Genomic DNA, 19,546 nt, shown 5'->3' with positions numbered 1-19,546 from the left:
CCGCCTTCGCCGCCACCGCGAACCAAGCGCCGGGCACGGCTTCGCTACCCGCCGTGCCGAGCGCATACGCCGGGAAGGCCCGCAGCGGATCACACCTCCTGTCGCGCGGCGACCATCGCGTCCACAGTCGCCGGGGACAACATCTCGTCCGCGACCAGACCCGCCAGCCCCACGAACGCGCCGTTCTCACCCAGCCGCGAGGGGCCGAGGTCGAGATCGCGCAACGCGCTCGGATGCGCGTTCGACTCGACGCCGCGCCGCACCCCCTCGAGAAACGGCGGCAGCACCCCGATCGCCCCGCCGACGCGGACATGGGCCGGATTCACGATCGACACCATCGTCGCGAGCACGGTACCGACCAGGCGCCCGGCCCGCTCGGTCGAGCGAATCGCCTCGGGGCTGCCGTGGCCGACCAGCCGGACCACGTCGGCCGTCGTGCGTACGCCCAGTTCCCGGGCCAGCGCCTGCCCGCCCGCGCCCGCCGCCACACACCCACGGCGGCCGCAGCTGCAGAGCTGCCGACTGCCCTCGATCCGCAGGTGCCCGATCTCGCCCGCCGAGCCGCTCACGCCACGGTGCACGCGCCCGGAGATCACCACGCCCGCACCGATTCCGGTCCCCACCTTCACACCGACAAGGGTCGCGGCCGGACGGTCCAGCGCGCGGAAGTCGCCGAATGCCAGCGCATTCGCGTCGTTCTCCAGCAGCACCGGGACACCGAGCGCGTCGGCGAACGGTTCGCGCAGCGCAGCGCCGTTCCAGTCCGGCATGGTCGGCGGCGCGACGGTCACTCCGCTGTCGTGGTCGATCTGGCCCGGCACCGACAGGCCGATCGCGCACAAGGTTTCGGCTCGCCCGGTCCGCCGCAACAGCTTCCTTCCCGTGTCGAGCAGCATCGGCACGACCTCGGTCGGACTGTGCCGCAGGGGCAACCGCCGGTGTTCTCTCGCGAACACCGTCCCGCGCAGGTCGACCACGGCCAGCGTGGCATGGCTCTGTCCGAGATCGGCGACGAGCGCGGTGCTTCCGGTGTCGTCGACCTCGAGCATTTCGGCGCGCCGTCCTCCGCTCGATTCCTTGTGCCCCGCGTGGCGGACGAGCCCGAGACCACGCAGCGCCTCCAGCCGCTCGGTCAGCGTCACCCGCGACAACCCCGCGAGTTCCTGCAGCTCGAGCCGGGTCAGCGGCCCCGTGGCGCGCAGCAGGGCGAGCACATGTCCTGGCGAAGTGGGGCTGGAGGGTGTCGCGGGCATATTGACAATATCTCTCAGCGCACTTATGTTAACCAACCTGACAAAAGTCTGAAACCCGTTGTGCCCTAACAGGAGCCATGCATGCTGGTATCCGGTTCGACGCGCAGATCCTTCCTGCGCGCGGTGGGCTCCGGCGCGGCGGCCCTGTCCGCCGCGGCCTGTACCGGATTCGCGACCAGCGGCAACGGCGGCATGATCTTCCTGTCCACCCAGTTCCGTCCCGCCGACGAGGCCGAGCGTTTCCGTACCCTGCTGGCCGCCGCCGCGCCCGGCGTCGGCTATGTGACCATCGAGGAGAGCCCGTTCGCGAGCCAGGTGCGCAGCCAGGTCGACGCCGGCGCGACCAAGATCGGTCTGCTCGGCGGTCTGCACGGCGACCTCGCCCCGCTCGCCGACGGCTACCTGGAAGACCTCACCGGTCTGCTCGCCGACTTCGGCGCCCGCGGCTGGTCGGCGGAATACCTGAAACTCGCGAAGGTCGGCACCGACCGTACGTGGTACATCCCATGGGCCACGGCGAGTTACGTCCTCGCCGCGCACGCGGACGCGCTCGAACACCTGCCGCCCGGAGTCGATGCCGCGTCGCTGACCTATGACCAGTTCCTCGACTGGGCCGTCGCCGCGCGCCGCGCCAACGGCAATCGCCCCGTGCTCGGCCTGCCCGCGGGCCCCAAGGGCCTGCTGCACCGGTTCGTCCAGGGCTTCCTGCTGCCCTCGTTCACCGGCGGCCAGATCACCACGTTCCGCTCGAACGAGGCCGTGACGGCCTGGCAGTACCTGCGTGAGCTGTGGGCCAACTGCGTCCAGTCGAGTACGAATTTCGACTTCATGCAGGAGCCGCTCGACAGCGGCGAGGCGCGGATGGCGTGGGACCACGTCGTGCGCTTGGTCCACGCGCCCGAGCGCGACCCGCGCGACTGGCGGATGCTTCCGGCGCCGCGGGGCGCACACGGCCTCGGCTATATGGCCGTGATCGCCGGGCTCGCGATCCCCAAGGGCAGTACGGACCCCGAACTCGCGCAGCGGACGATCAGCACGCTCACCCGCCCGGAAACCCAACTGCGGCTGCTTCGTTCCAACGGCTTCTTCCCGGCGGTCGACACGGCGATCCCCGCCGATCTGCCACCGGCTGTCCAGCTCGAGGCCGACGCGGTGCGCAAGCAGCAGGAGGCGCCCGGCGCCATTCTCTCGTTGCCGCCGGTGGGTCTGGGTCAGCGTGAAGGTGAGGTGAGCAAGGTCTTCAAAGACAGCTTCCGTTCGATCGTGCTGGACGGGGCGGATATCCGCTCCACGCTGGATCAGCAGGCCCGGGTGCTGCAAGGCATCCTCGACGAGCTGAAAGTGCCGTGCTGGGCGCCCGACCCGGCCGCACAGCTCTGCCGGGTTGGATGAGCCATGATGTCGCGTCTACGCTCCCCGTGGATCCTGCTGCTGCCGTCGATCGTCCTGATGTCGGCCCTGTTCGGCTGGCCGCTCGTGCAGGCCGTGCTCGAGGCGTTCCGTGGCGGCGACGGATTCACCCTCGCCAACTGGGACCGGCTGTTCGACGATCCCTACGTCCTCCCCGCGCTGCGCAACACCCTCCTGCTGATCGCGATCGTCGTGCCGGTCCAACTGGTGCTCGCCGTCGCCATGGCACTGCTCATGCAGGCCTGGCCGCGGTTCGCCGGCGGCCACTTCTACCTGTGGTGCCTGCCGCTGGCGATCTCCGAACTGGCCGCGGGCCTGGTATGGCTGTCCATCTTCGACAACCGCGGCTACCTGAACTCGCTGCTGGTCGGCATCGGGCTCTCCGACGACGGCGTGCAGTGGCTCGGCTACCGGAACGCGGGCACCATGCTGCTCGCCGTGGTGGTCGCCGAGATCTGGCGCGCGACGTCACTGGTGTTCGTCATCGTGGTGGCGGGCGTGCAGATGATCCCGCGCGACTACGACGAGGCCGCGCAGGTGTTCGGAGCGAACCTGTGGCAGCGGCTGCGGCATGTGACGCTGCCGCTGCTGGGTCCGAGCTTGCAAGTGGCGCTGATCTTGCGGACCATCCTCGCGCTGCAGGCTTTCGCCGTGGCGCAGGCATTGACCGGCCGGGACTTTCCGCTGCTGGTCGGCGAGACCTACGAGTGGTACGCGAATCTGCAGAATCCCGCGGTCGCCAGCGCTGTCTCGCTGATCGTGCTGGCGATCTCGCTCGCTACCGCGGTGTTCTACCTGCGTGCGGTCCGGCAACCGGAGCAGGCCCGATGAGTCGTGATCATGCGGCAGAGGGCCGAAGGAGGCGAGGAGCGCGATGAACTCGGCCGAGGCGCCGTCGCGGCGCGTGCTGCCACCGATCGACCGCGCACCCCTGCGCAGGCGCCGCCTGCGCGCGGTGGGGGTGCAGGCGGCCTGCACTGCTGTAAGCCTGTTCATGGCGCTGCCGATCGTGCTCATCGGACTCGCCGCGTTGTCCTCCCGCGAGGCGCTCAACGAGTTCCCGAAGTCGCTCGTCCCGAAGGAGTTCTCCACCGAGACCCTGGTCTCGTTCTTCCGCGCGACCGGGACCCTTGCCGCACTGGGCAACTCGGTGCTGGTCGGCCTCTACACGGTGTTCTGGTCGCTGGTGATCGGGGCGCCCGCGGGATACGCGCTGGCCCGTCATGCTTTTCGTGGCAAAGACACCTACCAGGTCTTCATTCTCTTCGTGCGCGCGCTGCCGATCGTGGTGCTCTCGGTGCCGCTGGCCACGGTTTTCCTGCGGATCGATGTGTACGACACGGTGTTCGCCGTGACATTGGTGCACACCACGCTCGCATTGCCGACCACCGTGCTCATCACGGCGAGCATCTTCGTCGCGGTGCCGCCGGATCTGGAGGAGGCGGCCCGGGTCTTCGGGTGCAGTCGATGGCAGGCCGCGCGCCGGGTCGTGGTGCCGCTCGCGCTGCCGGGTCTGGCGGCGTCATCGATCTTCACATTCGTCCTGTCGTGGAACGAGATCCTCGGCGCGACGATCGTGACGCTCGGGCACCGCACGCTGCCCGCGCAGGTGCTCACGGCGCTGGGTGAGGCGTCGACCGCGTACCGCTTCGCCGGTGGCTTCGCGCTGATCATCCCGGCGCTGGTGTTCATCTTCGTGATGCGGCGCTACCTGGTGAACATGTGGGGGACGACGCTCAGATGACAGGGGTTCGCTGATGGCCGAGGTGATTGTCCGGGATCTGGTGAAGACCTATCCCGGCGGCACGGCGCGTGCTACCGACGAGGTCTCGCTGGAGATCGCCGACGGCGAGTTCATGGTGCTGTTGGGGCCTTCCGGCTGCGGCAAGACGACCTTGCTGCGCATGATCGCCGGGTTGGAGCTGCCGGACTCGGGGCAGATCGTGATCGGCGGCAAGGACGTCACCTACCTCGAACCGCGGCGGCGCAACCTGTCGATGGTCTTCCAGTCCTACGCGGTCTTCCCCAACAAGAAGGTCGCCGACAATATCGGCTTCGGCCTGCGCGTGCACGGTGTGCCCGCCGAGGAGATCCGGCGCAAAGTCGCCTGGGCCGCCGAACTGCTGCAACTCACCCCGTACCTGGACCGCTACCCGGCGCGGCTGTCCGGCGGGCAGCGCCAGCGTGTCGCGGTGGCGCGGGCCATCGTGATGGACGCCGACGTGCTGCTCATGGACGAGCCGCTGTCCAACCTGGACGCGCTGCTGCGGCTGTCGTTCCGGGCCGAGCTGAAACGGCTTGTCGCGGAACTCGGCACCACCACCGTCTACGTCACCCATGACCAGGTCGAGGCGCTGTCGCTGGGCAACCGTGTCGCCGTGATGCGGGACGGATCGATCGTCCAGTGCGGCCCACCGACCGAGGTCTACGACGACCCGGCGACGGAATTCGTCGGCGGTTTCCTCGGCAGCCCGCCGATGAACTTCCTCACCGGCGTGGTCTCCGCGGCGGAGGACGGGCCGCGGATCGACCTGGGCGGGCAATCGCTCGCCGTGCCCGCGGCGCTGTCGTCGTTCGAGGGCGGCGCCCTTCGGCTCGGTATCCGCCCCGAGGCCATCGTGGTGCGCGAAGGCCCCGCGGACGCGACGGTTCGCGGTGAACTCGAAGTGCTGGAGCCACTCGGCTCCTCGACGCTGCTCACCACCCGCGTCGGCGGTCAGACCGTGAAAGTCCAAGCGCCGCCGAGCTTTCGTGCCGCCGAGGGCGACCCCTCCGATCTCTACCTGCCACCCGAAGCGTGCCGTTGGTACGACCCGGAAACCGGAATGCTGCTGAACCTCGACTGATCCGCCACGGGGCGACTGCGGCACGGAGCCGCCGCGCCCGGTCGCGGCTGGTACCTTCGATCGGCGGTAATCCCGCGCGGATGAATCACCGGAAGGCGTCCGCGTGGGCCGTGGCCCACTGATCGAACGTCCGTGGCGCGCGGCCGATGACCTCTTCTACCGTCGGTCGGACAATGGATTCGTCGATGGCTCCGTTCACGTAGAAGTCGAAGAAGGCGTCCACGTACTCGACGGGGGTGGTGCGGAGCATGTCGGCGCGGGCCTCCTCGTCGCCGAGGCCCTGACAGATGAGATCGCGGCCGATGGCCTCGGCTAGGATCGCGACCTGCTCGGCGGGCGTGAGCGGCTCCGGCCCCGTAGGCCAGAGGATTTCGCCGTGATGACTGTTGCCCCGCAGGACGGTGGCGGCTACCGCGCCGATGTCCTGCGGATCCAGAGCGGCCGTGCGCACCTCGGGGAACGGAGCGCGAATCACGTCTCCTTCGCGCAGCTGGGGGAGCCAGCGCAGGGCGTTGGAGGCGAAGGCGCAGGGGCGCAGAATGGTCCATGCCGCAGCGTATTCGGTGACTTCCCGCTCGGAGGCCATCATATAGCGGGTGATGGCATTGGAGGTGTCGCCGGTGCCCGCGGAAACACCCGACAGTTGCACGATGTGTTCGACGCCGGCCTTCGCGGCCGCCTGCGCGACCGCTGGATAACCGGGCAGCAGGAACAACGCACGTACCCCGTCGAAACTCAGGGTCTCCGGAGACGTGAGGTCGCCCGCCACGGCTTCCGCTTCCGGGGGTACGACTGCACGCTGCGGATCGCGCACCAGCGCGCGCACCGGCTCGCCCGCCGCGGCCAGGGCTTGCACAACTTCGGCGCCGACATTGCCGGTCGCTCCTGTCACGAGAATCATTGCGCTGATCCTTCCAGTTCCCAACGTTTTTCGCGGGACCGCTGCAGGTACCTGCAACGCACTGTGCAACCTTTGCCCTCCATCCGGCGGAGGATCACGCTGTGAGATGTACGCCTATGCCGTCGAGGAGTCTGCCGAGCCCGAATTCGAACAAGCCCTCGGCGACGGCATCGATGTCGTGGTTCTCCGGAGGACCGGCACTGAACATGGCCAGCGTGGCCGGATAGCGCTCGGGCTGCCCGTACCGCTGGATCATCGCCGGATCGAGGGTCGGACCGACGTGCCCGGCCGAGTCGCGCCCCTGGGCCGGATCGATCGCCAGCCGGGCGGCGCCACCGACGAAAGCGGTGACGCACAAAACGATTTCGGCGACGCCGCGGGGTGGGAGACCGGCCGCGATGAGCGCACCCATCGCGGCCTCACCCCACGCGGCCTCGTTCGGTCCCATGCAGCGATTGCTCGCGCCCACCGCCAGCACCCACGGGTGACGAAGGTACAGCTCCCGGGTACAGCGCGCCCACAGCTCGAGCGCGGCACGCCAGTCGCCTTGCGGAAGATCGGGCGGTTCCGACATGGTCGCGTCGAACATCAGGGCGACGAGTTCGTCCTTGCCCGGCACATATCGATACAGCGACATGGTCGCCGCGCCCAACTCTTTGGCGACACGCTGCATGGACAGTGCGCCGATGCCTTCCTCATCCGCGATGGCCACCGCCTCTCCGACGATCCGGTCCAGGCTCAGTGCCGGCCGGGGGCCACGGCCGGACCGCCGGCCGCCGGTCCATAGCAGCTGTGCCACACGCGGCAGTTCATCGGTCATGTTCGCTCCTCGCGATCATACTGCGTATGGCCTACGCGTTGCGTATAGGCTACGCAGTACTTTGTCGTCTCCGATGTCCGGGGTGGTTGACCATGGCAGCACCTGCCAGACATGCGTATCCGCGTGCGGAAATCGTCTCGGCCGGCAGGCGCCGGGCATGAGCCTGGCCGGACTGGGGCTGACCACGGAGCAGGAGCGCGTCTACCGAGAACTGCTGCGCACCCGTCCCGGCATCGCCTCGCATGCGGGCGGCGCGGGCCGGGGCGATGCCGGCGCGGGGAGCGTGCTCACCGAACTGCGCGTCCTCGGTCTGGTGGATGAGAACCTGACCGCGGTGCCGCCGGCGGCCGCGGTGGATCTGCTGGTGCGGCGGCGGATCACCGAGGCGCAGCAGCAGTTCGAAGGCCTTGCTGCCGCCTGGGAGGCGTTGCGGGAATTGACCGAGGAGCAACACACCGGCCGACCGGCAGGGCTGCTCGAGCAACTGTCGAACGGGCCGGAGACCACGCGGCGCATCGGCGCATTGCTGACGGATCACCCTGGTGAGTTCGCGGCGTTGCGGACCGATGCGCTGTACGACGAATCCCGGCACCCCCATGTCCGGCACGGGCGCCTGCTGATGGCGGGGCTGCGCAGCCGCACCCTGTTTCCCGTACACACACTGGAGGATCCCCGGCAGGTCGCCCACGCAAGCCGTCTCCATGCGTTCGGCGAGCTGCATCGGGTGACGACCGAAGCGGTCTGGCCGCTGACCCTCGTCAACCGGTCGGTCGCCTTCGTGCCTGCCGATCTCTCCGATCCGGAGGCGGGTGTGCTCCAGATCCGGCGTACCGGGGTGGTCCGGATATTGGCGGAAGTCTTCGACGGCATCTGGAACCGCGCACGCGACCTGGACGAACTTCCGGTCTCACCCGTCGAGCAGCGGGTCTTGCGCGCGCTTACCCGCTACGACACCGACGACTCGGCGGCACGTGCGCTGAATGTCTCGGTGCGCAAGTTCCGCGGTCATGTCGCCGACCTGATGGACCGGCTGGGCGCACGCACCCGATTCCAGGCCGCCCTGCTGGCCAAGGAACGCAACTGGCTCTGACCGGCTGCGAGCTGTCCGGAATTCGCGGGCTCCTATGTGCGCTCACCCGGGCGGACCATGGTCAACTGATGAACCCGCCTGCTCTCATATCGCATTCCGGGAATCACCGGGGTCGAGCCGATCGGAGTGAACCCCATGCGGGTGAAAAACCTCACCGCTCGGATGTTCTCGACTTGCGTCTGCAGATGGCAGCCGACGCCGTTCTCGTCCAGCCGGGCGAACCACCGGTTCATGAGAGCGGCGGCGGCTCCGGTTCCGCGCGCATCGGCGGCCACGGCGATATGCAGGTGTGCGGGCCAGCGCACGTCCTGGAAGTCACCCGCCGTGGGCAGGCGTCGGATCGCGGCCACGAGGGTGTCGACCATGGCGACGCCGAAGAACCTGGCCGGCGTCGGGCGCAGGAACAATCGGTAGGCGCGGATCGCCCGCTCGATCCGCTCGGACTCACTGGGAAACCTCCAGCTGTTCGCGCAGCCCGTCAGATATCCGACCAGCTTGCCGTTCACGACCGCCACGAACACCGACTCGGGCTCCAGATCCAGATATGGATCGAGGTAGATCGACGCCTCGGATTCCCGATCACCCCACAGTGAGGCGACGGGTGAGCCCGCACTCGCCCGAGCGAACAACTCCCGCAACTCCGGTCGGTCGGCGGTTTCGAATCGGCGAATCTCCACGGCGGTCCGTCTTGTCGATTCCGCGGCGATCACAGGGCCCGGCGGAAGTGAGCGGCGACGGTGTCGACGGCGACGGTGACCTGCGGCTCCTGGTCATAGAAGTCGAACTGGGCGTTGCCGAGCAGATGCTGGGTCGCCGCGAAACCACCGAGCGTCTCCTGCCAGGCGGCCACGATCTGCGTCGAAGCGAGCACGACCGGCTCGCCGCCGTCGAGGCTCGTGTAATCCAGCGTCACGTTGTCGGCGAACACGGCCGCGAGGTTGTCCCACTCGCGGAGATCGGCGTACCACGCCATGCGCGTACAGGTGTCGATGACATCAAGGCGATCCATGTGGCACAGAATGGCTTTCAGCGCCCCGCTCGCGTAAGAGCAGAAGCTGCACACTGCGCTGCAAGAACCTGCGGATCCATGGGATCCGGCGGCGAAGCCGACTGATGCAGCGGAGCACGAGCAACGCTCGCGTGCGGTAGGTCGCAGTTCGCGGCCGACTACGCTGTGGAACGAACGACGAGGCAAAGCGGCGGAACTGATGGTCTGCTATAGGTTTCGGACGAAGACGAAGGCGCCGTGAGGAGGACCGATGGATGCCGAACGCACCGGCAGCAAGGTCGTTGACTCCGGCCGCTTCGATCCGGACACACCGAAGCGAGGGACCTCCCAGCACCCCGATCGGCGGGTGCCGGCGCGTGTCCACCGCTCCATCTTGCGCGAACGCGTAGTGCCGCTGCTGGCAACAATAGTGGGATTGGCAGCCGTGCTGGCTGTGGCGATAGCAGGTACCGCAGCCCTGCTGATCGGATATGGCTATTTCGAACAAGGACGCGACCATGCCGAGCGTGACAGCTGGTCACGCAAGATCGAGACTGCCATCCGGGCCCTTCCGGGGGTGACCGACGTGTCACACCGGTTCGAGCACTACAAGGGCAGACACTTCAACGCCGAACTCGACGTGCGGCTCAGGGACGACGCCACACCGGCCGAGGCCGCGTCTGTGGTGAGTGCCATGGGCGCTCAACAGCTTCCGCGGCGTTTTCAAGGCGACCCGACAGAGGTCACCATCGGCCGGATGGCGGACACCTATTCCGCATACTGGCTTTTCGGCCGTGACGTGAGCACTGAAGCGAACGCCGCAGACAGCTGGGCGCGACTATGGGCCGCAGGCACCGAAGTGCACTGGTCCTCGCGCGGCGGCGACGCGAGCCGCATAACCAACGCCATCGACGTCCGAGCGGGCTCCGAGAGCGAACCTCAGCGCGCGACCGCGGCGATGCGCCGAATCATCCGGGACTTTCCCGAACTGGCATCCAACCAGTGGACCGTATCCACCGTTCATGAGCGGGAGCGCGGGTTCACCAATCACTCGGAACGGCGCCCCGGGTCGTATCCCTGGCCCCATGATCGCCTCACCCCCCACCAAGAGCCCACCCCTCGCTTCCCGTCCGATGACGAACTCGACCTGTGGCAGTGGTTCCTGACCGATCAACCCATCCCGTTCTTCGTTCTGGTGTCGGTCTACGACCCGCCCTCCGAAGGCCGCGCACTGGGCGTCACCGTAGTCCCCCCGGTGGGTACGGAATTCAGCGCCGCGCAGACCACACAACTCGCCGATCTGCATCTTCCCTACCTGGCAGGCTCCGGCGCGGCGGTCGACTACACGATCTACACACCCAACGGCCCCGTCCACTCCTACGGCCCCTTTTTCGAGGTCGTGGTCGGCGGCTGCCAGACACCCGGGTACAACGTCTTACCGGAGTCGCAGCCCTACGTGCGTCAGTACGAACGCTGCTAGGCGTCGCCGGATGGCGGCGAGGTGAGTTGGATTCCGCCCAACAGCTATTGCGGCAAGCACTGCGCGGGCCGCTGATACCGCGCTCACATCGGTGCAGTCGGCGAAGCTGACCAAACGTGAACGGCAGGTCGCCGGTTTGGTTGCGCAGGGACTCGGCAACAAGCAGATCGCAGCCGAATCGGTGATTTCGCCACGCACCGCGCAAGGACACGTCGAACACGTGTTGACCAAACCGGGGTTCAATTCCCGCGCTCAGATTGCGGTGTGGGTCATAGACGAATCCCGGCAAGAAAAGTCATGAGCAAGCCTCGGTTTCACCGCCACTCGATACCGGGGATGTCAGCGGTGCCCGTAGGGCAGAGGAACTCACGAATTCGCGACGAATGTATCGCGTCCCTAAGGAGATCTTGATCTCTTCGTGAGGTGTCCAGACCCATCGGACGGGGGAAGTGCACCGCCTTGTCGAGTTCTAGCGTTGACAAAGTTTCCGCGCCCGTCGAGCAGCTGCGACGGCGCCGGTCGACGAACGCCACGGTCCGGTCTCGGAGAAAGACGAACGATGAAACGAAGTTCCGACGTCGACACCGGTCTCCCGGCCACACCTGCCGCCGATTCGGGCAGCGTGCGGAGGAGAATCGAAACAGTCCGGCGCTGTTCGAGGCACGCGCTCATCGTGCTCATGGCGGTGTTCGCCGTGACCGCGGGAGTGGTCGCGGCATCGCCGCCCGCGAGCGCCGATGCCGCATCGATCACCGGTTCCTGGCCGGAGGACGATCGGACCGTGCAGGTGCGGGTGCATTCCGCGGCGATGGGGCAGGACATCATGGTGAAGGTGCTGCGCCCGGCGGACCGTTCGGTGCCGCGGCCGACGCTGTATCTGTTGAACGGGGGCGGCGGGGGTCAGGACAGCGCGACCTGGCAGAAGAACACCGACGTGCTGCGCTTTCTCGCCGAGAAAGACGTGAACGTCGTCCAGCCGGTGGGCGGGCGTTGGAGCTATTACACCGATTGGCGCGAGCCCGATCCGAAACTCGGTGTGTACAAGTGGAAGACCTTCCTCACCGAAGAGTTGCCACCGCTGATCGATGCCGAGTTCGGCACTACCGGGGTGAACGCCGTCGCGGGCTTGTCCACCTCCGGTACCTCGGTGCTCCAGCTGCCGATCGCGAAACCCGGTCTGTATCAGGCGGTTGCGGCTTACAGCGGTTGCGCGCAGATCAGCGACCCGATCGGCCGCGAGTTCGTGAAACTCGCCGTGGAGAGCTGGGGCGGCGGCGACACCGAGAACATGTACGGGCCGCCCGACGACCCGATGTGGGAGGCCAACGACCCGTACCTACACGCCGACCAACTGCGCGGCATACGGCTGTTCCTGTCCACGGGAACCGGAGTGCCTGGCATGTACGACGTCTACAACGGCGCCTACGCTCAGCCAGGGCCGCGCGGTTACCTCAACCAACTGGTGCTGGGCGGTGTGATCGAGGCCGCGGTGAACTGGTGCACGCACAACATGCGCGACCGCCTCGACTCCCTCGGCATCCCCGCCACCTACGACTTCCAGCCCACCGGGACCCATTCGTGGGGGTACTGGCAGGAAGCGCTGAAGAATTCGTGGCCCGTGTTGGCCGACGGACTGGGGCTGCCGCGCTGAGCCGAAGGCCGCGTGGGCTCCGGGCGATCCGAGCCCCGAGGCGGCCTTGGCGGATACTGGCCCGCATGACCGACATCCTGGCGGATCCCCACCTCCTCCCGGCTGAGTTGCGGCCTTACCTCGATGCGCTGGTGCGACGAGCCCGCACCGTCTGCGGGCGTCATCTGACGAGTGTTTTCGCCGTGGGATCGGTCGCGCTCGCGGACTATCGGCACGGGCGCAGCGACGTGGACGTGGTCATCGTCGTCGCGCCGTCGCTTCCCGCGCAGGCATTGCGCGAACTGGCCGAATCGCTCGCGCACTCGTCGCTGCCGTGCCCCGCGGCCGGTCTGGAACTCGTGGTCTACAACTCGGATTTCATCGCCGCACCGTCCAGCGCGGCCGGTTATCTCATGGACCTCAACACCGGTCCCCTGTTGCCGAACCGCGTCAGCTTCGATCCGGCGGACTCATCGGCCTTCTGGTACGTCATCGATCGCTCCATCGCCCACGAAACCGGACGCCTCCTGTTCGGGACTCCCGTGCGGCAGGTCGTCGCGGCACCGTCACGGCGCGACGTTCATGCCGCGCTGCTGGCTTCGGTACGCGAACACGCTGGGGGAGAGGGTCATCTGGGTGACAACCGAGTGCTGAACGGCTGTCGAGCAGTAGCGTTCTGTCGCACCGGTCGCTGGCTGGCCAAACGCGAAGCGGCACAGATGATCGCGAAGTCCGAAGAACACTTCGCCCCCCTCATCGACACAGCGCTGCGCAGCTTCGAGCACCCCCGCACGGCCGCACTCGCACTGCCCACCACCGACGTGCGAGCCTTTCTGGCGTGGGTGGGGGACCGCGTCGAAGAAGCCGCGACTCGAACGCCATGCTGATACGTAGATATGCGCATCTGAGCATTAGATCGCTGAACGCGACTCCGACTCTCGTGGAAAGGCGGACGCGCTAACTCTCTGCGCTCGCGGTGTAGTGCACCCGCACCGGGACGTCGTCGGCCCAGGGCTGGCGGGTCACCATGTCGGCGACGCGCACTTCGCCGCGTTCGAACTCGCCCGTGGCCGCGTCGACGAGGCGGTATTGCTGGGTCTGCCGGTGGATCGGCTGGGCGTCGAGGAGGACGACGCGTACTTCGCCGGGTTCGAAGTGGCAGCGGCGGTGCATCGCGGCGATGAGTTGTTCGTTGTGCATGTGGCCGTCGCCGAAGTTCCAGCCGACGGCGGTGCTGCAGATGCGTTCGCCGTCGGTGATGGTGTACTCGTCTTCGTGGCCGGGTGGCATCGCGCGGTGGACGAGCGTGAACAACGCGCGGCCGTGGGTGTTCATGGCCCGGAAGGCGTACCCGAGGTACATCGGGATCTGCGCGCGATCCTTGCCGTAGAACCGCTCCAGCTGGGCCTGCGGCATGCCGGCTATCGCGACGATGCCGGTGCCGATCTTCGCGGCGGCCGAGGGTTTGACGCACCACATGGTGGTGTCCCAGTTCCCAGCGTAGTAACGCATGCCCGGTAAGAAGGAGATCTTGCGCGGGAACAGATTCCCGGCGATCACGATGCCTGCGATCACGACGAAGAGCACCGCCACGGGCACGGGGTTGCGCACACTGCTCGGACCGAGATCGGCGTGCGCGACGAACAACGTGACGACGCCGAAGATCATGAAGACGTTCCACTCCAGCGGGACGCCCATGGGAATGGCGGTGAGGATCGCCAGGTGGAAACACACCATCGCGATGGCCGCGATCGCCGTCGGCCAACCGCCGTGGGAGAAGAACAGCACCAGCGGAACGCACATCTCGACGACCGTGCCGCCGTGGGCGAAGACGCGGGACAACCGTCCCGGCCGCAGATCGTCGGGGAAGCGTTCGAAGAACGCGCGCTTGAGCGGCTTCGGCCGGAACACCGGACTGTTGGACATCATCGTGGACACCACGAAAGGGAAGTGCTTGTTGAGTTTCGAGGTGGCCGCGCCCATCCAGATCACGACGAAGACCACCTTCGCGGCGACGATCGAATCGGCTCCGGGGAGAAGGAAGACGACTGTGAGGGTGGCGTACACCTCGCCCCGGGCGGCCAGGAAGATCACTTTGTCCCGCAGCCCGAGTACCGCCAGCAGCCCGAGGATCACCGCCACCTGCCAGTGCGGCAGCAAACCGACGGTGGTGTCCAGCTCCGGTATCGGTCCGGTTCCGTCGGACAGCAACGCGACCGCTGTCGTCGCCAGCAGCGCCGCGTACAGCGCGACGTCCACCGGCGTGCGGTTGTCGCCCTTGGTGAGCGGTATCCGCCCCGGCCACGGTGGCAGCCGAATCGTGTTGGGGCGCAACCAATACAGGATCGAGCCGAAGGGCGGGAAGTACCGGTTGTTCAGCGGGCCGAACCCGCACCCGAGGCCGACCACTTCGAACAGCAGCGTGTACAGCACGACTTTTTGGAAGACGATCGGCTCCGACCACCAGGCGCCGACGTCGGTGAACCCGTCGATACCGTTGGTGGTCAGCGCGATCGACCAGCCACCGAGCACGTAGAGGCAGATCTTGCCGACGTAGAACAGGTGCAGCACCGCCGGAGTCCCGAAGCCGACCTCGGCCCAGTGCCGGGCCATGGGACGGATGCGCTCGGCGCGCGTGCCCTTGCTCCATTCCGCCATATCGACCACCGGCAGGTCGGGCTCGAGAAATCCCATCAAGCACGCTCCGATCGCGAACGCCCGGGGTACGGTCCGGACCCCGAGGTTCCCGATACGGTGACAGGTGAGGCAGTTGCTGTCAACGACTTCCTTTGTCGCGCTCGTCGATGGGGAAGGGCAAGATCGAAGCCATGGAGCCGACCCCGACAGCGCCGCTACCGAGGAGCATCGACGAATTCCGTGTGCTCGCGCATTCCCGCTTGGCCGCATTCCCGCGCATCGAGGTCGCCGACCTGCCCGGTGTGCGCCGCGCGGCGGTGGTGCTGTGCGTGGTCGAGGAGCCCGGCGGGCCGCTGTCGGTGATCGTCATCAAGCGGGCCTATCGTGGCCGCAACGCCGGACAATGGGGCCTGCCCGGCGGCCGGCTGGACGAAGGCGAGACCACCGAACAAGCCGCCTTGCGCGAACTGCGCGAGGAACTCGGCCTGGACGCGCGGCCGGGTGATCTGCTCGGCGCACTCGACGACTTCCCGGCGGCCTCCGGTTTCACGATCACGCCCCTCGTTCTGGCACTGAACGACGCGACCCGGTTACGCCCGAATCCGGATGAGGTCTACTCGGTGCATCTGGTGGATCTGGCCCGGGTGGCCGCCGAGGACACCCCGCGCTGGGTCCGGGCCGAGGACGCGGTACGGCAAGCGGAACTGCGCGACGACACCGCGCCTGCGGGCGAAGCGGGCCTGTTGCAGATGCGGCTCGGCCCGAACATGACCATTCACGCACCCACCGGCGCGCTGCTGTGGCAATTCCGCGAAGTGGTCCTGCTCGGCACGGACCCTGACGCGGCCAGAGTCGCCCACTTCACCCAGCCGGATTGGACCCATCGCTAGTTCTCGACGGCGTGACGGTCCAGCCGCGTCGAGGACTCACCGCCTCCGGGGCGATCTCCTCGACCAGGTCGAGGCCCGCCGTGCCGAGTAACGCGTGCATGTGAGCCTGCGACCACCCGCGGATCCGTAGCGGCGGTTCGTCGCGTTCGGTGAAGATCGCCGTCCCGTCGGCACAGACCTGGGCGGGCAGCCCACGCTGCGCGAGCCGATGCGCGTCCACCCAGGTGAAGACGCAGGTGCCCGAGTCGCCCAGCCGGGTGCGAATGCGGGTGAGCAGGGCCGCGTGGTCGCGTACATAGCCGAGGAGTTCGCCGACCGCGGAGATGAACGGGTAGTCGGCGTCGGCGTCGTCGAGGAACTCCGTCGCGGACTGCCGTCGATAGTCGACCAGAGGGCTGTCATGGTATCTGGCCTTCGCCAACGACAGCATGCGCGCGGAGATGTCCACGAGGACCACCTGTCGGCCTGCCCGGACGAACGCCGCGGCCTCACGCCCGGAGCCGGAGCCGAGGAAGAGCGCGGGGCCGCCACCACGGCCCGCGAAACGGGACAGCGCCGCGAGAACCGCGGCGTCGAACCGCGCGGGCGGCAGATCCCAGCGCGCGTGGTCGTGCGCATCCGCGACGGCGTCGAAGGATTCGGCTTTGCTGGTCATCGGCGCAGCCGTCGGATGTCGTCGAGGATCGCGGCGATCTGGCGCGCTCGGTAGGCGTCGAGGTCGCGAAGTTCGGGGGGTTCCGGACCCAGCCCGAGACGTTCCTCGAAGGCGAAACGGCAGCGCATCAGCCGCTCCAGCGCACCGTCGCTGCACTGCTCGTGATCGGCTTCCCGCGCGACGGCCGCTCGGTAGATCCGATCGACGTCCGGTTCGGTGAACCGGTAACCCAGCGGTGCGAACGACGTCGACGGCTCGGCGATCACCTGGGTGCGAAGTTCCCTGTGGGCGAGGGTGTTGCGGAAAGGGATCAGCGTGGTGAGGCTGAAGGACCGGTACAGCCGGTGTTCGTCGAGCCAGCGCAGGCTTTCGTCCAGCTCGTCGAGTGTGCTGCGCGGCTCGAAGACGATCAGCGAAGCGACCAGACCCACGTCCCGTTGCCGCAGGCGGCGCACCATCCTGGACAACTCCTCCGGTGTCGTGCCCTTTCTCAATCGGCGCAGCACCGAAAAGGAGCCGGATTCGACACCGGCGTGCACCTGAATCAGCCCCACCGAATGCAAGGTGTCGAGTACCCGGTCGAGCGTGCGGTCGAGCCGGGCGTAGATGGAGAAGCGGACCTCGATGTTCCGGCTGCGCAGTTCGTCGGCGAACCGCTGTGCCCAATCGACCGCGGCCGGTGCTCCCAGAAAGTTGTCGTCGACGAACTGTACGCGTCGAATGCCCTGGCCGACAGCGTGTTCCGTGATCTCGCCGACCACGTCGGCGGGTTCGCGCGGCTGCCACCGGCGGACGCGGGGCGCATCGGGAACGCCGTCGACGGCGCAGAAAGTGCATCCGTGCATACAGCCGCGTGTCGCTTCGATGTCGAGTACCCCGCGAACGCGGGCGAAGCGAGGGAATCGGCGCTGCGGCGTGATCGTCTGCCAGGTATCGGGTGGCGCGGGCGGTGTTCGCCCGCAATGGGCCAGGCAGGTCGCGACCACCCGGCCGACGTCACCGGAATCCGCGACCGCGTCCACCTGCGCGGCCACGCCGGGCTGTACCGACACCGCGGCCGCGGCCCGGCCCACCACCAGCACGTACGCATCGGGGTGGACCGCCCGGGCGGCGCGAATGGCCGCGCCGACACCGTCCGAGATCCGGTAGAGGGTGTCGAACACGATGACCGGTCGCGGCGCGAGCGAGCGCAGGGCCGCGACCAGCCCCTCCGGATCGGCGGCGGAATCGTAGTAAGCGCAGACGATCCCGGCTCGCTCGAGTGCCGAACCGATCCCGCCGAGCCGGAGGTTCTCGTAGGGCAGGTTGTAGGCGAGCGAGGACCCGTCCTGAATATTGACCAGCAGCGCCCTCGCAGGCGCGGGGTGTTCAGGTGACACTGACGATCGAGAGCAAGCGATCCCGGATGAGCGTTCGATTGATCTCGCAGCGCACGTCCGGTCCGTTCTCCAGCTCGCCGGTCTGCGAGTTGTACCAGCGTGCCTGGCAGTCGCCCGCGCACTGCCACTTCGCGAAGCAATTCCTGCACTTCGGAATCTTGTTGACATCGTGCAAACGCAGCTTCGCTATGCGGTTGCCGTCCACGTCGAACGTCCGCGTTTCTCGGTTGTACCGTCCGTAGTAGGCGTGCGGCGCGCGTTTGTCGTCGTCGTACATTATTTCGTAGCAACTCGAAATATGGCCGTCGGAGGTCAGCGAGAAATTCGGATCGGTGACGCCGCAGAACGTTCTCCGGACATGAGGAAAGGTGGCCAGCGCACCCGACACCACGATTGTCCTGCCGTATTCGTCGGCGATCTCCTGGGCCGCGTAATAGCCGCGTACGAATTCTTGCGCTTCGGGTTCGCCGAAGACCACCGAGCGGCCACGGCCGGTGCCGAGCACCGGCCCCAGATGGAAACGTGGCAGGTCGAATGTCGAACAGAGGTAGCGGGCGATCTCCGGCATTCTGCCGACGGCGGCTCGGCTGATCGTGGACTTGATCATCAGATCCGGAACGCGCCCGGTGAACAGCTCGATGACCTCGCGCACCCGGGAATACGACGTGCCGCCGCGCACGGTCGGACGCTGGAGATCATGGATCGCCGCCGGACCGTCGTGGGACACTTGCACACTGTCCATGTTGTCGGCGATCCACTGCGCCTTGGCGTCGCTGATCAGCCCGTTCGTGACCATGCTCGCGTTGACGCGCAGATCGCCCGCTTCGTTGCGCGCGTACTCCCGGCCCCAGTCGACCACCGTGCGGATCAGGTCGAAGTCGAGCGTCGGTTCGCCGCCGCCGTGGAAGTTGAGATAGGCGGTGCCCGCGCCGCTCGCCGCCGCGTTGTCGATCACGAATTTCGCGGCGTCCAACGCCATCCGGCGGTTGTACAGGTCGACCGGGTAATCACCGGCGTCGGCGTAGCAATAGGTGCAGCGGAGATTGCAGGCGGCGGTGACCATGTAGACCACCCCGGTCGGCGCGAACGATTCGTCCCAGGTGCCCACGGGGGCTGGGCTCGGCGTGTCGGCGGGCACGATGAGCCCGAGCCCGTGCAGGTACCGCAAGGTCTCGCGGCTCGCGGAGCTCTGCCCAGAGCGGAGTTCGGCGGCCGTCTGCGGTGCCAGGCGGCTGATGACGCCCTCGAACGGCGCGTAGAGCAGGTGGCCGTCGTCGACATCGACGACGAACACCTCCTCGGCGATCTTGAACCGGCCGTCGGACATCAGAACACCTTGCATTCCCCGACGCACTGCGCGCACATGCGATTGTCCTGAACGGTGGGTGCGCCGATCCGCACCGTGTGCGCGGGCTCTTCGCCGGGTGCGCAGCAGAATTCCGCCGAGTCGAACAGGAGATTCAATGTGACGCGGTCGGATTTGATATCACCGAGCAGAGTTTCGGACATGGTCGCGCTCCCGTTCAGATTCCGATTCAGGAAATACCAGAAAAACAGTACCGAGCCG

Annotated in this window: 19 protein-coding genes and 1 pseudogene; 10 read left to right on the top strand and 10 right to left on the bottom strand. The window is 67.5% G+C overall.

Features of this window, described 5'->3' with window-relative positions; translation table 11 throughout:
* Positions 1-89: 89 nt before the first annotated feature.
* The gene (locus tag ACL03I_RS26340; protein WP_364438028.1) at positions 90-1,253 is read right to left on the bottom strand and encodes an ROK family protein; all 1,164 of its coding nucleotides are present in this window, start codon (positions 1,251-1,253) and stop codon (positions 90-92) included.
* A gap of 81 nt (positions 1,254-1,334) precedes the next feature.
* On the opposite strand from ACL03I_RS26340, the gene ACL03I_RS26335 reads away from it, so the two are divergent.
* From ACL03I_RS26335 to ACL03I_RS26320, 4 genes are read left to right on the top strand one after another with little or no spacing between them, the layout of a single operon-like run.
* A complete protein-coding gene (locus ACL03I_RS26335; protein ID WP_356968185.1) occupies positions 1,335-2,645 on the top strand; it encodes an ABC transporter substrate-binding protein in 1,311 nt (436 codons plus the stop codon).
* Between the two features lie 3 nt (positions 2,646-2,648).
* Positions 2,649-3,494: a carbohydrate ABC transporter permease gene (locus tag ACL03I_RS26330; protein ID WP_412807186.1), complete on the top strand. Its 846-nt coding sequence runs from the start codon at positions 2,649-2,651 to the stop codon at positions 3,492-3,494.
* A 43-nt stretch (positions 3,495-3,537) separates the two neighbouring features.
* Positions 3,538-4,407: a carbohydrate ABC transporter permease gene (locus tag ACL03I_RS26325; RefSeq protein WP_364438037.1), complete on the top strand. Its 870-nt coding sequence runs from the start codon at positions 3,538-3,540 to the stop codon at positions 4,405-4,407.
* Between the two features lie 13 nt (positions 4,408-4,420).
* Complete coding sequence (locus ACL03I_RS26320; RefSeq protein ID WP_355078383.1) at positions 4,421-5,509, top strand: ABC transporter ATP-binding protein; 1,089 nt, start codon at positions 4,421-4,423, stop codon at positions 5,507-5,509.
* An 85-nt stretch (positions 5,510-5,594) separates the two neighbouring features.
* Here ACL03I_RS26320 and ACL03I_RS26315 read toward each other — a convergent pair whose 3' ends face one another.
* Positions 5,595-6,410, bottom strand: coding sequence for an NAD(P)H-binding protein (locus ACL03I_RS26315; protein WP_355078382.1), 816 nt, complete (start codon positions 6,408-6,410; stop codon positions 5,595-5,597).
* 94 nt (positions 6,411-6,504) lie between these two features.
* The gene (locus ACL03I_RS26310; RefSeq protein ID WP_356968177.1) at positions 6,505-7,230 is read right to left on the bottom strand and encodes a TetR/AcrR family transcriptional regulator; all 726 of its coding nucleotides are present in this window, start codon (positions 7,228-7,230) and stop codon (positions 6,505-6,507) included.
* 157 nt (positions 7,231-7,387) lie between these two features.
* Between ACL03I_RS26310 and ACL03I_RS26305 the strand changes: the two genes are divergently transcribed.
* Positions 7,388-8,320 (top strand): hypothetical protein, encoded by a 933-nt coding sequence (locus ACL03I_RS26305; RefSeq protein WP_412807185.1) that lies wholly within the window; start codon positions 7,388-7,390, stop codon positions 8,318-8,320.
* A gap of 32 nt (positions 8,321-8,352) precedes the next feature.
* On the opposite strand, the gene ACL03I_RS26300 is transcribed toward ACL03I_RS26305, so the two are convergent.
* A complete protein-coding gene (locus ACL03I_RS26300) occupies positions 8,353-8,997 on the bottom strand; it encodes a GNAT family N-acetyltransferase (RefSeq protein WP_412807184.1) in 645 nt (214 codons plus the stop codon).
* Positions 8,998-9,026: 29 nt separating this feature from the next.
* Positions 9,027-9,329: a nuclear transport factor 2 family protein gene (locus ACL03I_RS26295; protein ID WP_412807183.1), complete on the bottom strand. Its 303-nt coding sequence runs from the start codon at positions 9,327-9,329 to the stop codon at positions 9,027-9,029.
* Between the two features lie 250 nt (positions 9,330-9,579).
* Between ACL03I_RS26295 and ACL03I_RS26290 the strand changes: the two genes are divergently transcribed.
* The 4 genes and pseudogenes from ACL03I_RS26290 to ACL03I_RS26275 all read left to right on the top strand — a co-directional run bounded on the left by ACL03I_RS26290 (position 9,580) and on the right by ACL03I_RS26275 (position 13,305).
* Positions 9,580-10,788, top strand: a complete 1,209-nt coding sequence (locus ACL03I_RS26290; RefSeq protein ID WP_412807182.1) for a hypothetical protein — start codon at positions 9,580-9,582, stop codon at positions 10,786-10,788.
* 100 nt (positions 10,789-10,888) lie between these two features.
* Positions 10,889-11,089 (top strand): annotated as a pseudogene (locus ACL03I_RS26285) (response regulator transcription factor); the annotation flags it as partial.
* Between the two features lie 378 nt (positions 11,090-11,467).
* On the top strand, positions 11,468-12,439 hold the full coding sequence (locus ACL03I_RS26280) for an alpha/beta hydrolase (RefSeq protein ID WP_412807215.1): 972 nt from the start codon (positions 11,468-11,470) through the stop codon (positions 12,437-12,439).
* 65 nt (positions 12,440-12,504) lie between these two features.
* Positions 12,505-13,305, top strand: coding sequence for an aminoglycoside adenylyltransferase domain-containing protein (locus ACL03I_RS26275; RefSeq protein ID WP_355078377.1), 801 nt, complete (start codon positions 12,505-12,507; stop codon positions 13,303-13,305).
* Between the two features lie 70 nt (positions 13,306-13,375).
* Here the strand turns inward: ACL03I_RS26275 and ACL03I_RS26270 are convergent, their stop codons facing one another.
* Positions 13,376-15,112: a DUF3556 domain-containing protein gene (locus tag ACL03I_RS26270; RefSeq protein ID WP_412807181.1), complete on the bottom strand. Its 1,737-nt coding sequence runs from the start codon at positions 15,110-15,112 to the stop codon at positions 13,376-13,378.
* Positions 15,113-15,246: 134 nt separating this feature from the next.
* Between ACL03I_RS26270 and ACL03I_RS26265 the strand changes: the two genes are divergently transcribed.
* A complete protein-coding gene (locus ACL03I_RS26265) occupies positions 15,247-15,945 on the top strand; it encodes an NUDIX hydrolase (protein WP_355078375.1) in 699 nt (232 codons plus the stop codon).
* Here the strand turns inward: ACL03I_RS26265 and ACL03I_RS26260 are convergent.
* Genes ACL03I_RS26260 through ACL03I_RS26245 form a run of 4 tightly spaced genes read right to left on the bottom strand, consistent with a single transcriptional unit; the run spans position 15,917 to position 19,488 of the window.
* A complete protein-coding gene (locus ACL03I_RS26260) occupies positions 15,917-16,600 on the bottom strand; it encodes a methyltransferase domain-containing protein (protein ID WP_412807180.1) in 684 nt (227 codons plus the stop codon). The genes ACL03I_RS26265 and ACL03I_RS26260 overlap by 29 nt on opposite strands.
* On the bottom strand, positions 16,597-17,979 hold the full coding sequence (locus tag ACL03I_RS26255; RefSeq protein WP_412807179.1) for a B12-binding domain-containing radical SAM protein: 1,383 nt from the start codon (positions 17,977-17,979) through the stop codon (positions 16,597-16,599). The genes ACL03I_RS26260 and ACL03I_RS26255 overlap by 4 nt, the downstream gene beginning before the upstream one ends.
* Positions 17,969-19,306, bottom strand: coding sequence for a radical SAM protein (locus ACL03I_RS26250; RefSeq protein ID WP_412807178.1), 1,338 nt, complete (start codon positions 19,304-19,306; stop codon positions 17,969-17,971). Before ACL03I_RS26250 ends, ACL03I_RS26255 begins: the two co-directional genes overlap by 11 nt.
* Positions 19,306-19,488 carry a hypothetical protein gene (locus tag ACL03I_RS26245; protein WP_397074731.1) on the bottom strand — a complete coding sequence of 61 codons (183 nt, stop codon included), beginning with the start codon at positions 19,486-19,488 and terminating at the stop codon, positions 19,306-19,308. The genes ACL03I_RS26250 and ACL03I_RS26245 overlap by 1 nt, the downstream gene beginning before the upstream one ends.
* Between the last annotated feature and the right edge of the window lie 58 nt (positions 19,489-19,546).

It is taken from the genome of Nocardia sichangensis (genome assembly GCF_047200615.1).
Taxonomy (GTDB): domain Bacteria; phylum Actinomycetota; class Actinomycetes; order Mycobacteriales; family Mycobacteriaceae; genus Nocardia; species Nocardia sichangensis.
The sequence above is the reverse complement of the archived record's forward strand: the minus strand, read 5'-3'. Positions and strand labels throughout refer to the sequence as shown.

Coding starts and splice junctions, on each gene's coding strand:
- ACL03I_RS26340 (WP_364438028.1), bottom strand. CDS start 1,253: ATGCCCGCGACACCCTCCAGCCCCACTTCGCCAGGACATGTGCTCGCC.
- ACL03I_RS26335 (WP_356968185.1), top strand. CDS start 1,335: ATGCTGGTATCCGGTTCGACGCGCAGATCCTTCCTGCGCGCGGTGGGC.
- ACL03I_RS26330 (WP_412807186.1), top strand. CDS start 2,649: ATGATGTCGCGTCTACGCTCCCCGTGGATCCTGCTGCTGCCGTCGATC.
- ACL03I_RS26325 (WP_364438037.1), top strand. CDS start 3,538: ATGAACTCGGCCGAGGCGCCGTCGCGGCGCGTGCTGCCACCGATCGAC.
- ACL03I_RS26320 (WP_355078383.1), top strand. CDS start 4,421: ATGGCCGAGGTGATTGTCCGGGATCTGGTGAAGACCTATCCCGGCGGC.
- ACL03I_RS26315 (WP_355078382.1), bottom strand. CDS start 6,410: ATGATTCTCGTGACAGGAGCGACCGGCAATGTCGGCGCCGAAGTTGTG.
- ACL03I_RS26310 (WP_356968177.1), bottom strand. CDS start 7,230: ATGACCGATGAACTGCCGCGTGTGGCACAGCTGCTATGGACCGGCGGC.
- ACL03I_RS26305 (WP_412807185.1), top strand. CDS start 7,388: ATGAGCCTGGCCGGACTGGGGCTGACCACGGAGCAGGAGCGCGTCTAC.
- ACL03I_RS26295 (WP_412807183.1), bottom strand. CDS start 9,329: ATGGATCGCCTTGATGTCATCGACACCTGTACGCGCATGGCGTGGTAC.
- ACL03I_RS26290 (WP_412807182.1), top strand. CDS start 9,580: ATGGATGCCGAACGCACCGGCAGCAAGGTCGTTGACTCCGGCCGCTTC.
- ACL03I_RS26280 (WP_412807215.1), top strand. CDS start 11,468: ATGGCGGTGTTCGCCGTGACCGCGGGAGTGGTCGCGGCATCGCCGCCC.
- ACL03I_RS26275 (WP_355078377.1), top strand. CDS start 12,505: ATGACCGACATCCTGGCGGATCCCCACCTCCTCCCGGCTGAGTTGCGG.
- ACL03I_RS26270 (WP_412807181.1), bottom strand. CDS start 15,112: ATGGGATTTCTCGAGCCCGACCTGCCGGTGGTCGATATGGCGGAATGG.
- ACL03I_RS26265 (WP_355078375.1), top strand. CDS start 15,247: ATGGAGCCGACCCCGACAGCGCCGCTACCGAGGAGCATCGACGAATTC.
- ACL03I_RS26260 (WP_412807180.1), bottom strand. CDS start 16,600: ATGACCAGCAAAGCCGAATCCTTCGACGCCGTCGCGGATGCGCACGAC.
- ACL03I_RS26250 (WP_412807178.1), bottom strand. CDS start 19,306: ATGTCCGACGGCCGGTTCAAGATCGCCGAGGAGGTGTTCGTCGTCGAT.
- ACL03I_RS26245 (WP_397074731.1), bottom strand. CDS start 19,488: ATGTCCGAAACTCTGCTCGGTGATATCAAATCCGACCGCGTCACATTG.